This is a genomic window from Amycolatopsis sp. NPDC003676 (genome assembly GCF_053587275.1).
Genome location: NZ_JBSFNS010000100.1, coordinates 17,335 through 30,739, shown reverse-complemented (window position 1 = coordinate 30,739; position 13,405 = coordinate 17,335). Strand labels below are relative to the sequence as shown.

The window sequence follows — 13,405 nt, the reverse complement described above, 5'->3', positions numbered from 1 at the left end:
CGACGCCTGCTCGCTGGTTGCCGCTCGCGGCCGGCTCATGCAGGCGCTGCCGACCGGCGGCACGATGGCGGCGATCGCGGCCACCGAGGACGAGGTGCGCGCCTCGCTGCCTAGTGGAGTGGACATCGCGGCGGTGAACGGGCCGCGGTCGGTGGTCATCTCCGGCCCGGAAGACGCGGTGCAGGCGGCGATGGCGATCTTCAAGGAAGCCGGTCGCCGGACGAAGCAGCTGGTCGTGTCGCACGCGTTCCACTCGTCGCTGATGGAGCCGATGCTGGCCGAGTTCGCGCTGGTGGCGGAGAAGCTCACCTACTCCACGCCATCGATCCCGGTGGTGTCGAACGTGACTGGCAAGATCGCGACCGCCGCGGAGCTGTGCTCGCCGCAGTACTGGGTGGGCCACGTGCGGGAGGCCGTCCGGTTCGCCGACGGGGTCAGCACGCTGCTCGCCGCTGGCGTGACCCGGTTCGTCGAACTCGGGCCGGACGCGGTGCTCACCGGGATGGCTCGCGAATGCGACACCGCGGTGGCCGACCGGCCGGACCGGGTCGTCCAGGTGCCCGCGATGCGGCGTGGCCGGGCCGAGGTGCCGACCGTGTTCACCGCGCTGGCGACGCTGTTCTCCCGGGGCGCGAAGATCGACTGGAAGGCGCTGTTCGCCGGCCAAGGTGCGTCCACTGTGGACTTGCCGACGTACGCGTTCCAGAACAAGTCGTACTGGCTCGACGCGACGAAGCCGACCGGCGATGTCAGCACTTTGGGCGCTCAGTCCGCCGGACACCCGCTGCTGGGTGCGCTGGTGGAACTGCCCGACGGCGGCGCGGTGCTGACCGGACGGCTGTCGGTCGCGACGCAGCCGTGGCTGGCCGACCACGTGGTGATGGGGCGGACGATGCTGCCCGGCACCGCGTATGTCGAGCTGGCGATTCACGCCGGTGACCAGGTCGGCTGCAACCTGCTGGAAGAGCTGACTCAGCAGGCGCCGTTGCTGCTGCCGGAGGACGGGGTCGACCTGCGCGTGGTCATCAGCGCGCCGGACGGCGGCGGTCGCCGGGAGCTGTCGGTGCACTCGCGGACCGAGTCCGGCTGGGTCCAGCACGCTGCGGGCACGCTGGCCAACGGTGCGGCTGCAGAGTTCTCGCTGAGCGAGTGGCCGCCAGCTGGTGCGGAACAGGTTGACCTGACCGGGTTGTACGACGACTTGGCCGGGCTCGGCTTCGGCTACGGGCCGACGTTCCGCAACCTGCGGGCGATCTGGCTCCGCGAAGGCGAGGTGTACGCCGAGGTCGCGCTGCCGGAAGGCGTTGCGGCGAACGAATTCGGCCTCCACCCGGGGCTGCTCGACTCGGCACTCGGCGCGACGGACTTCCTGATCCCGGGTGGTCCGAAGGCGTTGACCGAGACGACCATCCCGTTCGCGTGGAACTCGGTGTCGCTGCAGGCCAGCGGCGCGACCGCGCTGCGGGTGCGGGTCCGGAAGACCGACAGCGGTTCGTCGCTCGACTTGGCGGACGCGGCTGGTGCTCCGGTGGCGCAGATCGCGTCGCTGGTCACGCGGCCGGTGTCGGAAGGCCAGCTCGGCGCGAAGGTGCCGGACTCGCTGTACCGGATCGAATGGCAGCCCGCTTCGGGCGTTCGGCTGGTGCCTTCGCTGGACGGCTGGGCTGTGCTCGGCACCGATGACCTGGGTCTCGGGGTGCCGTTGAAGGCTGAGCCGGTCGATGCGGATGTGCTGGTGCTGCCGGTCGGTTCGGGTTCCGGTTCGGTGCCTGCTCAGGTGCACGAGGTGGTCCAGGAAACGTTGCGGCACTTGCAGAACTGGCTGTCGGTCGGAGACGGCAAGCTGGTCGTGGTCACTCGCGACGAGCTGGCACAGGCTCCGGTCTGGGGCCTGGTGCGGGCCGCGCAGGCGGAGAATCCCGGCCGGATCCAGATCGTGGACCTCGACGCTTCGGCGGAATCGGCTCGGGCGCTGCCCGCGGTCGTCGCGTCCGGCGAACCGGAGGCGCGGGTGCGGAACGGCGAGGTGCGCGTGCCGCGGCTGACCCGGGTCACCGAGGTCGGCGAGCCGGTCGAGTGGGATCCGGACGGCACGGTGCTGATCACCGGCGGCGCGGGCCTGCTCGGCGGGCTGCTGGCGCGGCACCTGGTCGCTCGCGGTGCCCGTGACCTGGTCCTGACCAGCCGTCGCGGTCTCGACGCGGCGGGGGCGCGGGAACTGGTCGACGAACTGGCCGGCTCGGGGGCGAAGGTGACTGTGGCCGCGTGCGACGTCACCGATCGGGACGCGCTGGCGAAGCTGCTCGACACGCTGCCGCGGCTGACTGCCGTGGTGCACGCGGCCGGGCAGATGGACAGCGCGGTGCTGAGTGCCTTGACGCCGGAGCAGGTCGAGAATGTGTTGCGGCCCAAGGTGGACGCGGCCTGGCACCTGCACGAGCTGACGGCGACTCGGGACCTGGCGGCGTTCGTCCTCTACTCCTCGGCAGGCGGCCTGCTGCTCGCTGCGGGGCAGGCGAACTACGCGGCGGGGAACGTGTTCCTGGACGCGCTGGCCAAGCACCGCGCTTCGCTTGGCCTCCCGGCGACGTCGCTCGCGTGGGGTCCGTGGGAAGGCACCGACGGCGAGGTGGACCTGGCACACATCGCCCGGTCCGGCGTCGCGGAACTGTCCGCGGCTGAGGGGCTGGAGCTGTTCGATGCGGCGCTGGCTGCTTCGTCGGCGGCGTTGGTGCCGGTGAAGCTGGACCTGAAGGACGCCGACCGCGCGTCGGCGCTGTTGAAGGGTCTCGTCACTGCCGGGCCGCGACGGGCCGCTGTCGCCTCGTCGTCGGCCACGCCGGAGACCGGGTTCGCCGACAAGCTCGCCACACTCGCCGCGGACGAGCGGGACTCGGCGGCGCTGAACCTGGTGCGCGAGCACACGGCGGCAGTCCTCGGATACGACGACGCTTCGGCGGTCGGCGTTGAGAAGGGCTTCACCGACCTGGGCATCGACTCGCTCGCCGCGCTGGAGCTGCGCAACCGGCTCGGCGCCGCGACCGGACTGCGGCTGCCCGCGACGCTGATCTTCGACTACCCGAGCCCGCTGCCGCTGGCCCGGCACCTGCTGGCGGAACTGGCTCCTGCTCCTGCGGTTGCTGTTGAAGAAGAACTGAACGGTACCGACGACGCGGCGGCCGCAGTCGCCTCGATGGACCTGGCCGACCTGGTCCGCTCCGCGATGGGCGGCACCGACGAACGGGGTGAATCCCAGTGACCGACAAGTCCGCTCCTTCGACCGAGCAGATCGTCGCCGCGCTGCGGCAGTCCATGACGGACAACGAACGGCTCCGTGCGGACAACCAGCGGCTGGCCGCGCGGCAGTCCGAGCCGATCGCGATCATCGGCATGGGCTGCCGGTATCCCGGCGGTGTCACCACGCCCGCGCAACTGTGGGATCTGGTGGCCGGCGGCGTCGACGCGATCGGCGAGTTCCCGGCCGACCGCGGCTGGGACACCGCCGCCCTGCACGACCCGACCGGCGTCCGGCCCGGCACGACCTACTCGAACGAAGGCGGTTTCCTTTACGACGCCGCCGATTTCGAGCCGGAGTTCTTCGGCATCAGCCCCCGCGAGGCGGTCACGCTGGACCCGCAGCAGCGGTTGCTGCTCGAGACCGCGTGGGAGGCCGTCGAGCGGGCCGGGATCGTGCCGTCGACCCTGCGGGGCAGCGCGACCGGGGTGTTCACCGGCGTCATGTACCACGACTACGGCGCGGGCAGCAGTGACGGCAGCCTGATCTCCGGGCGCGTCTCGTACACGCTCGGCCTCGAAGGCCCGTCCGTGTCGGTTGATACCGCCTGCTCGTCCTCGCTGGTCGCGATGCACCTTGCCGCACAAGCACTTCGGCGCGGGGAATGCTCGCTGGCTTTGGCGGGCGGGGTGACGGTGATGGTCACGCCGGACATGTTCGTGTACTTCAGCGAACAACACGGCCTGTCCTCGGACGGCCGATGCAAGGCCTTCGGCAGCGGCGCGGATGGCGTCGGGTGTTCTGAAGGTGCCGGAATGCTGTTGCTGGAACGGCTTTCCGACGCTCGGCGCAACGGTCACCACGTGCTCGCGGTGCTACGCGGCAGCGCGGTGAACTCGGACGGTGCTTCGAGCGGGATCACCGTGCCCAACGGCCCCGCTCAGCAGCGGGTCATCCGGGCGGCCTTGGCTGATGCGTCCTTGGAACTGTCCGATGTGGACGCCGTGGAAGCGCACGGCACCGGCACCAAGCTGGGCGACCCGATCGAGGCTCAGGCCCTGATCTCCACCTATGGCAAGGTCGCTACCCCTTCACGTCCCTTGTATGTCGGTTCTTTCAAGTCGAACGTCGGACATACGCAAGCTGCCGCTGGGGTCGGCGGGGTCATCAAGATGGTCGAGGCCCTCCGGCGGGGTGTTCTGCCGCCGACGCTGCACGCGGATGAGCCCTCGCCGCACGTCGACTGGGCGGATGGCACTGTCGTACTGCTGAACGAATCGACGCCTTGGCCGTCGGCTGACCGTCCTCGGCGAGCTGCGGTGTCGTCGTTCGGCATCAGCGGGACGAACGCGCACGTGATCGTCGAACAAGGCGATCCGGCTCCGGCGCCTTCTTCTTCGGCTGGGCCAGTAACCTGGTTGCTCTCAGCTTCCACGCCGGAGGCTCTGCGGGCCCAGGCTTCCCAGCTGGCTGGTTCTGCTCTGTCAGGCTCTCCCGCGGACGTCGGCCTTTCCCTTGCCACTACGCGAACCCTCAACGAGCATCGGGCCGGGGTGGTGGCCGCTGATCGGGAAGCTGCCGCGCGCGCTCTGGCAGATTATGCAGCAGGCCGCGCTTCTTCCTCGGTGGTCGAGGGCGTGGCTTCCGCTTCTGGTGTGGCTTTTCTCTTCACCGGCCAAGGTGCCCAACGGGCTGGCATGGGCCTAGACCTCGCCACCGCGTACCCGGTCTTCGCCGCCGCCCTGGACGAGGTCGGCGCTTTCCTGGATCTCGACCTCCCTCTGCGTTCCCTGCTCGCCGATGCCGACCGTCTCGACCAGACCGGCTACACGCAACCCGCTCTGTTCGCGGTGGAAGTCGCTCTGTACCGGCTCCTGGAGTCGTGGGGCATCCGGCCTGCTTACCTGCTGGGCCACTCCGTCGGAGAAATCGCCGCCGCCCACGTCGCCGGAGTGCTTTCCCTTGCGGACGCCGGAAAACTGGTAGTCGCCCGGGCTCGGCTGATGCAAGCGCTGCCCGCCGGCGGGGCGATGGTCGCGGTGCAGGCTACCGAGGACGAGGTGCTTCCGCTACTAACCGATGGTGTAGGAATCGCCGCCGTGAACGGCCCTAGGTCGGTGGTAGTGTCGGGGGTAGAAGAAGAAGTACTTGCGGTTGCTGGGAAATTTGATCGAACTTCGCGGTTGCGGGTGTCGCACGCGTTCCATTCGCCGCTCATGGACCCGATGCTGGACGAGTTCGCCGCAGTGGCGCGCACGCTGACGTACTCTGCGCCTTCGGTGCCTGTTGTGTCCACAGTGGAACTCTCGGCGAATGTGGCGACGCCGGACTACTGGGTGCGCCAGGTCCGTTCAGCCGTACGTTTCGCGGACGGCGTGCGTGCGCTGGCCGAGGCCGGGGTGAACACGTTCGTCGAGGTCGGCCCGAGCGCGGTGCTGACCGCGATGGGGCAGAACTGCGCCGACGCCACCTTCGTCCCGGTCCTGCGCAAGGACCGAGCTGAAGCAGAGTCGGCCGCCGCCGCGGTCGCGACTCTGTTCACGCTCGGCGGGACCGTCGACTGGGACGCGTTCTACTCCGGCGCGCACGTGGTCGAACTCCCGACCTACGCCTTCCAGCGCAAGCGCTACTGGCTGGACAACCCGACCGGCGCGCGGGCTCGCGGCGTGGCCGAGGTCGGGCAGCGCGAGGCCGCGCACCCGCTGCTCGGCGCGGTGGTCGGCACCGCGGACTCCGGCGGCGTCGTCCTCACCGGACGGCTCTCGTTGGCCGCGCAGCCGTGGCTGGCCGACCACGTCGTCCAGGGCAACGCGCTGTTCCCCGGCACGGCGTTCGTCGAGCTGGCCGTGCGCGCGGGCGACGAGGTCGGCTGCGGCCGGGTCGACGAGCTCACCCTCGCCGCACCGTTGATCCTGCCCGAGCAGGGCGCGGTGCGGCTGCAGGTGACCGTCGGCACCGAGGAGGACGACGGCACCCGCGCGCTCGGGATCTTCTCCCAGGCCGAGGACGCCGACGAGTGGGTCCAGCACGGCAGCGGCCGACTCTCTCCCGCCAGTGAGCCGTCCGCGGTCGCCGCGGCATGGCCGCCGGCCGGGGCCACGGAGATCGACGTGACCTCCCGGTACGACGAGTTGGCCGCGCAAGGCTTCGATTACGGCCCGGTTTTCGCGGGCCTGCGTCGAGCCTGGCAGGCGGGCGACGTGCTGGCCGCCGAGGTCGCGCTGCCCGAGCACGCCGACGGCAGCGCGTTCGGCCTGCACCCCGCGCTGCTGGACGCTGCCCTGCACACGATCGGCCTCGCCGGGCCGACCGAGGACAAGCCGGTCTTGCCGTTCGCGTGGTCCGGCGTCTCGCTCTACGCCGGTGGCGCGGCAAGCCTGCGCGTGCTGATCTCGTCGGACGTCGAGAACACCGTCTCGCTCACCGCGACGGACGCGTCCGGCGCACCCGTGCTGCGCGTGGACTCGCTAGCACTGCGCCCCATCGCGGACGACGCGTTCGCCTCGGCCGAGCGTTCGGCGGTGGACGATTCGCTGTTCCGCGTCGACTGGATCCCGTGGCAGGGCGACGACGTCACCGCGGTCACCACCGCGATCCTGGGCACCGACCCCTTCAGCCTCGGCGGAGAGTCCTATGTGGACCTCAACGCATTGCTGGAGGCCATCCACAACGGTGCCTTGGTTCCAGACGTCGTCTACGTGCCTTTCGCCGCCCCGGAAACCGGCACTCCGGAAGCCGCTCGTGCAGCCGTCCACGACCTCCTTTCGCTCGCCCAATCCTGGGTCGCCGAGGACGTACTGGCCGCGTCGCGCTTGGTCGTCGTCGCCTCCGGCGCGATCGCCACTCGTCCCGACGAGGGCGCGCCCGACCTCACCCACGCCGCGCTGTGGGGCGTGATCCGCACCGCGCAACTCGAGTACCCAGACCGATTCATGGTGGTAGACCTCGACAATGGCCCGCTCCCGATCGGCTCGGTGCTCGGCGCGATGTATGCCGACGAACCCGGCGTCGCAGTCCGCGACGGCGCGGTTTTGGTCCACCGCCTGGCAAAGTACGTCCCGGACGGCACCGTCGCGTTCGACCCGGACGGCACCGTCCTCGTCACCGGCGGCACCGGCGTGCTCGGCCAGCTGATCGCCCGGCACCTGGTCACCGAACACGGCGTCCGCAACCTGCTCATCACGAGCCGCCGCGGCCCCGCCGCTCCCGGAGCTGACGAGTTCGTCGCCTCCCTGACCGAGTTGGGCGCGTCAGTCTCGCTGGTGGCCTGCGACCTCGCCTCCCGAGACGCCGTCGCAGCCCTCATCGCCGACGTTCCATCCGACCACCCGCTGACTGCGGTAATCCACACCGCCGGTGTCGTCGACGACGGCGTGCTGCTGTCGCTGACCCCGGAACGGATGGACGCCGTTCTCCGCCCCAAGGTCGACGCCGCGTGGCACCTGCACGAACTGACCGCGTCCCTGGACCTGGCCGCCTTCGTGCTGTACTCCTCGGCAGGCGGCACGCTCGGTGCGGCAGGCCAAGCCAACTACTCCGCGGCGAACGTCTTCCTGGACGCCCTCGCGCACCACCGTGCGGCACAAGGCTTGCCAGCCGTGTCGCTCGCCTGGGGCCTGTGGTCGGAAGGCGGCATGTCCAACGATCTGGCCGACACCGACCTGATCCGCATGGCCAGGTCCGGCGTCTTCGGCCTGTCCTTCGCCGACGGCCTGGAACTGTTCGACGCGACGGTCGCCGCCGGCCAGCCGTCGCTGGTGCCGGTGCGGCTGGACATGTCCGGCCTCCGCGCCGACGCCCACAGCGTCCCCGCGATGCTGCGCGGCCTGATCCGAGGCCGCCGCCGAGTCGAGGCCGTTGACGATTCCTGGAACCAGGTTCTGCGGCTGTCCGGCGCCGAACGCGTACGGGCCGCCGTCGACCTCGTCTGCGGCACCGCCGCCGTGGTCCTTGGCCACGAACGACGGGATGCGGTAGACCCGCGAAAGGGTTTCATCGAACTGGGCTTCGATTCCCTGACCGCGATCGAACTGCGCAACCGCCTGGACGTCCTCACCGGAATGCGCCTGCCCGCGACGCTGATCTTCGATTACCCGTCCGTGCAGGTCCTGGGAGAACACCTCGTCGCGGACGGCGCTCCGTCGGCAGTCGAGGTCCAGCTGGACGCGCTGGAAAACGTGGTCCGCAGCCTGGAACCGGACGAAGTCTCCGGAGTCGTGACGAGGTTGAAGGCAGTGCTGGCGTCGCTGGTCCCGGACGAGGAGGTGGAAGGCGCCAGCGCGGACGAGCTGTTCGCACTGCTGGACGAGGAACTGGAAGCCCGGTAGCGCTTTGGGGCCGCCCGCCGATCCGCGCGGGCGGCCGCTACCTGTTCTCCGCCCACAGAGGCAGATCGCGGGCAACCTCTCCGGGCGACGGCATGCGCGCGATCTCCTCAGCAATCGCCCGCGCCGCGTCCCGGTGCCCGCCGCGCGGTGACAGCAGTTTCCGGACACTCTCGGCAACACTGTCCGCACTGAGTTCTCCGGGCAGAATGCTCAACGCAGCCCCCGCAACGCTGAGGGCGTCCGCATTGGCGAACTGGTCCGCTCCCTGCGGAAGAACCAGCTGCGGCACCCCGACCGCGAGCGCGCCGAGTGTCGTACCGCTGCCACCGTGATGCACGACCGCGTCGACATATGGCAACAATTCCGCCTGCGGTACCCACTCATGGACCGTGACATCTTTTGGCACCGCATCGAGTTGGACGTTCCCAGTCGCGACCACCACGTCGGCGTCGAGCGCCGTCAAACCCTGGATAGCTGTGGTGAGCACGTCCGCCGTGCCGAACGCAGTGCCGAGTGTCAGATAGACCAGCGGCCGCGATGTCCTCTCGACCCGCCACTCCGGCAGCGGCTCGGAATAGGCGATCGCTCGCAGCTCGATTCGCTCAGCAGTCGCGAGAAAGTTCTTGTCCTGCAAGGACGGCGGGCAAATATCGAGATGCGGCCGATCCAGCGTGGGCTTCTCCAACCTGATTCCGTCAGGAAAAATGCGGCCGAACCCGTGCCAGAGACCGGGAATCCCCGCCCGTTGCGCCGCGATCGCCGGACCCGGCTGTCCCCATTCATGGACGACGAGGTCGGGCCGCAGCCGCGCCAGGTCGGGCTCGAGGTCCTCGGCGTAGATCTCGTAGAACGAATCCGCTGGCCGGAAAGGCCGTAATCCGTTGCGATGCAAGGACGCGTGGACGTTCTCGCCCGCCGCGAAATGCACCTCATGCCCAGCCTCCCGGACGGCGACCGCGAGCGGGATGAGCGGATAGGTATGCCCAACCGACGCGAGGCTGGCGAAGAGCACGCGCACCGCTGACCAGCTCCTTCCAAGTCCGATGCCATAAACAGATGTTATGAACATCTGAACCGATAGTAGCCTGCTCACACCCCGCGCGGCCAGCGAGCGCGCGGTTTCGGCTCCGCTGTACCAAGCCAGACAGCCGCGTCTGGGAGCTAGGCCCTGTTGCTTGAATCCGCTGTCACGGCGGAGCTTCCGGTTGTGTGCGCCAAGTCCAGCCATTCCCCGACAGGCAGCACGCATGCCCGGCGTCCGGCCTGCAGGCGGAACTCGGCCTCCGGGTCGGAAACTTCGAGGTAGCCCGCGATCTTGTCCGGCTGCTCGGACGCGTAGTGCATCGGGACCGCGTACCGGGCGTCGAGGATTTCCGCGGCCGCGGCGGCTTGCCTCGGGTCCATCGCGGCGGGCAGCGGACTCGGCGGCTGGAGATGCGGCGCGTCGACCACCGCGCCGTTGGCGGGCAGGAACGCCGCGTCGAAGGGGCTGAACCGGCGCGCGATGAGCCACCAGTAGCCGTGGAACATGGTGTCGCCGCCGTGGAAAACGCGCTGCCCGTCGGCCTCGACGACCCAGTTCAGCTGCGGGTCGCCCAGTCCGTCGACGGCGGGGACCGCGGTGGCACGGAACGGTCCGATCTCGCGGGTGGCCCAGGGATCGACGACTTCGACGGCAAGGCGGTGCCGAAGCAGCTCGTGTTCGGCGGGCAGGGTGGTGACGTTGTCCACGTCGTCGCCGTAGCCGGGTGCCGGCCGGAGCACTGGCGCTGCGGGTGCCAGCACGTCCGCGAGCGCGGCGGCGTCAGTGTGGTCGCGGTGCAGGTGGGAGACCAGTGCGGCAGTGGCTATCCCGCTCGGCTCCGCCAGTCCTTCGCCGGACTTCCAGCCGGTGAACAGCGGTGACAGGTCGCGGACGTAGTCGATCACCAGGCGTTCGTCGCTCGCCTCGATCTCCAGCCCGGCCCAGCCCAGTCGTCGCAACCGCATCTCGTGCTCCTTGGTCTCGGTGGTCGCCCGGAATTTAGCGTACGGGCGTTCTCTAATCAATAGCGAACGTCCGTACGCTATCCTTGGCGCATGTCACCGCGACGTTCAGCGGCCGAAGCGCAGGCCACCCGGGGCCGGATCCTCGAGCGGGCGGCCGAGATCGCCTCCGAGGAAGGGCTGGACGGGATCACGATCGGCCGGCTCGCCGAGGAACTGGAGATGAGCAAGTCCGGGGTGCACAAGCACTTCGGCACCAAGGAGACGCTGCAGATCTCCACGCTGGACAAGGCGTTCGTGGACTTCTGGCACCGGGTGGTGGAGCCCGCGCTGCCCGAACCGCCAGGCCTGCGGCGGCTGCGCGCGGTGTGCGCCAACTCCGTGGACTACCTGGAAGCGCCGCTGCTCCCCGGCGGCTGCCTGATGACCGCAGCGCTCACCGAGTACGACGGCCGCCCCGGGCGGGTCCGCGACGCGGTGGCCGAGGTGTGGTCGCGCTGGCGGGAGCAGCTGCGGGCCGACTTGGCGGCGGCGGTGGAGAACGGGGAGTTGCCTGCTGGGTTCGATGTCGAGCAGGCGTTGTTCGAGATCATCGCGGCCGGGCTGGCGCTGAATGCGGCTATGCAGTTGCAGCACGACCGGACGGCCGCGGGGCGGGCTCGGCGAGCGATTGAGCGGGCTTTGGAGCAGTCCTGAGGCCTGGTTCTGGCGGAGTCGCTCGCTCCTGCTGGAGTACCGCGTTTGGACAGCGGTTGCCGGTGTCTCCCGCGCAGGGTTGGGGTTCCGCGGTGTGCGTCTTGTTGCTGCGCAGGTGCGGAGTTCGGCTGTCTTGGAGAGTGCTGCGGTGCTCGGGTCTGGTGCGCGAGTTGGCGCAAGTGCCGTGCGCGTCGGGGAAGCTTCGAGCGTGAGTGGCGCATCGGCCGGGAGTGTCGCGTGAGTTGCGTTGCGCAGGCCGGGCTGGGCTGGGCTTGCCGCGCTTCGGGCCAGGCTCGGCTGCGGTTTCCGTGCGGGCTGGGTCGTTCTAGGTGCGGATGCCGACCCAGACGTGGCGCACTGCTGCGGTTGGCGCGGTGCCCATTGGTCTTGAGGCGGTTCCGGTTACGACTCGGTGGCCATGCCCAGCGAGCACAGCGAACCGGCCAGGGCGATCAGGTCGTAGCGGGTGTCGTCTTCGTTCGTTTCCCACAGGGCGGAGAGGGTGGTGGCGGCCTGGTCGACGTCGCCGTTGTGCTGCTTCAGGGCGATCCACATCGCGGCGGCCACCGGCTCGCATTCGATGTGGCGGTTGGTCGTGCGGCAGGTCAGCTCCAGGTGGCCGTTGGCGAGCATGCGCTGGGTGACGCCGGGGGCGGTGGTGATCGCCATCATGATGGCCTCCTGGTTGAGGGGGTGTTTCCTTGATGTACCTAGTTTCTCGGAACCGGCGGGCCGGAACCATGGGGTGTGCTCCTGAAGCTTCCCTGGGGTTTCCCCACCCTTATCCCCGGCAGATTCCCGGTTGCCATCCGGCCAGGGTTGTGGTGATCGTCTTCAGGACGGCGTTGAGCTGGTCGTTCAGGTAAAAGTGGCCACCGGGGAAGATCTTGACCTGGCAGGCGCCGGTGGTGTGGTCGCGCCAGGCGTCGGCCTCGTCCAGGTCGGTTACCGGGTCCGCGTCGCCGACCAGGACTTGGATCGGGCAGCTTGGTTCCAAACCTGGTTCGTGCCGGTAGGTTTCGACGGCGGTGTAGTCGCCGCGGATCGCGGGCAGGACGATGCGCAACAGTTCGTCGTCGCCCAGTACGCCGGCGTCGGTGCCGCTGAGTTCCTTGAGCGCGGCGATCAGGCCGTCGTCGTCGCGCTGGTGGATGAACTCGATGCGTTGCGCTGACGGGGCCCGGCAGGCGGACGCGAAGAGGCCTAGCGGGGGATTGCCCTGCGCCTCCAGGCGGCGGGCCACCTCGTAGCCGACGGTGGCGCCCATGCTGTGGCCGAACAGGACCACGGGCAGGTCGGACCAGTCGGCCAGGTCGGTGGTGATCGCGTCGGCGATGGCGGCGACCGTGTCCAGGCATGGTTCCGTGCGGCGGTCCTGGCGGCCGGGGTATTGGACGGCGACCACCTCGAAGTCCTGCCCCGCCGCCGCTGCGGAGAGCGGGAAGTAGGCGGTCGCCGAGCCGCCAGCGTGCGGGAGGCACACCAGACGCACCCGTGCCTGGTCGGTCGGGTGGAAACGGCGGATCCACCGGCTGGTGCGTGCGTTCGCGGGTGTTTCGTCCACTGCAGTCACAAAACCAGGAGTGTTCGGGGCGGGGCAGCGTGGGACAACCCCTAGTGGCCTGGGGCTTGGCTGAGGAGGGGGCAACGTCGGCGAAGGTGCGCCGAGGCGTCGGGTCGGTGCGGGTGGCAGCCTGAGGCGGTGCCGGTCGATTTGCTGCCTGCCTTGGTCGCTGCCTCCCTCGCTGCGTTTCTGCTTGCGGTGCTTTCTGCGGTTGCCGGGTTTGGTGGTGGGGTCTTGCTGTTGCCGGTCTTCACCGCGCTGTTCGGGCTGCGTGTCGCTGTTCCCACGCTGACCTTGACGCAGCTGTCTTCCAACGGATCCCGCGTATGGCTTAACCGGCGGGAGTTGCGCTGGGAGCCGTACCGTGCGCGGTCGCTGGAGGGCTGTTGCTCACCCATGCTCCGCTCGCGCCGCTCAAGCGGGTCGTCGGCGTCTTTCTTGTCGGGGTTGTCGTCTGGAGACGGTTGCGACGTCGGCCGCGGGCGCTGTCGCCGCCGTAGTTCGCGGTGGTCGGTGCGGCTTCCGGGTTTGGTTCAGCGCTGCTGGGCTCGGTCGGCCCGCTCACTGCCCCGTTCTTCCTTGCTCTCGGCTTGACTC

8 protein-coding genes are annotated in these 13,405 nt (G+C 69.6%); 4 read left to right on the top strand and 4 right to left on the bottom strand.

Features of this window, described 5'->3' with window-relative positions; translation table 11 throughout:
* Positions 1-3,259: SDR family NAD(P)-dependent oxidoreductase (locus ACWDNU_RS36150; RefSeq protein WP_449672175.1), on the top strand; the 3,259-nt coding region annotated here is incomplete at its 5' end.
* On the top strand, positions 3,256-8,562 hold the full coding sequence (locus ACWDNU_RS36145) for a type I polyketide synthase (RefSeq protein ID WP_449672174.1): 5,307 nt from the start codon (positions 3,256-3,258) through the stop codon (positions 8,560-8,562). The genes ACWDNU_RS36150 and ACWDNU_RS36145, both read left to right, overlap by 4 nt.
* 37 nt (positions 8,563-8,599) lie before the next feature.
* Here ACWDNU_RS36145 and ACWDNU_RS36140 read toward each other — a convergent pair whose 3' ends face one another.
* Positions 8,600-9,580, bottom strand: a complete 981-nt coding sequence (locus ACWDNU_RS36140) for a glycosyltransferase (RefSeq protein WP_449672173.1) — start codon at positions 9,578-9,580, stop codon at positions 8,600-8,602.
* Between the two features lie 143 nt (positions 9,581-9,723).
* Complete coding sequence (locus ACWDNU_RS36135; protein ID WP_449672172.1) at positions 9,724-10,551, bottom strand: MBL fold metallo-hydrolase; 828 nt, start codon at positions 10,549-10,551, stop codon at positions 9,724-9,726.
* A gap of 90 nt (positions 10,552-10,641) precedes the next feature.
* On the opposite strand from ACWDNU_RS36135, the gene ACWDNU_RS36130 reads away from it, so the two are divergent.
* Positions 10,642-11,244, top strand: coding sequence for a TetR/AcrR family transcriptional regulator (locus ACWDNU_RS36130; protein ID WP_449672171.1), 603 nt, complete (start codon positions 10,642-10,644; stop codon positions 11,242-11,244).
* A gap of 402 nt (positions 11,245-11,646) precedes the next feature.
* Here ACWDNU_RS36130 and ACWDNU_RS36125 read toward each other — a convergent pair whose 3' ends face one another.
* Entirely contained in the window at positions 11,647-11,916 is a 270-nt protein-coding gene (locus ACWDNU_RS36125; protein WP_182891233.1) for a hypothetical protein, read from the bottom strand.
* A gap of 109 nt (positions 11,917-12,025) precedes the next feature.
* A complete protein-coding gene (locus ACWDNU_RS36120; protein ID WP_449672170.1) occupies positions 12,026-12,808 on the bottom strand; it encodes a thioesterase II family protein in 783 nt (260 codons plus the stop codon).
* 138 nt (positions 12,809-12,946) lie between these two features.
* Here ACWDNU_RS36120 and ACWDNU_RS36115 point away from each other — a divergent pair, with 138 nt between their 5' ends.
* The gene (locus ACWDNU_RS36115) at positions 12,947-13,402 is read left to right on the top strand and encodes a sulfite exporter TauE/SafE family protein (RefSeq protein WP_449672169.1); all 456 of its coding nucleotides are present in this window, start codon (positions 12,947-12,949) and stop codon (positions 13,400-13,402) included.
* Positions 13,403-13,405: the final 3 nt, after the last annotated feature.

Excerpts from the sequence above, each read along its gene's own strand:
- ACWDNU_RS36135 (WP_449672172.1), bottom strand. The coding sequence starts at position 10,551 with ATGCGGTTGCGACGACTGGGCTGGGCCGGGCTGGAGATCGAGGCGAGC.
- ACWDNU_RS36130 (WP_449672171.1), top strand. The coding sequence starts at position 10,642 with ATGTCACCGCGACGTTCAGCGGCCGAAGCGCAGGCCACCCGGGGCCGG.
- ACWDNU_RS36125 (WP_182891233.1), bottom strand. The coding sequence starts at position 11,916 with ATGATGGCGATCACCACCGCCCCCGGCGTCACCCAGCGCATGCTCGCC.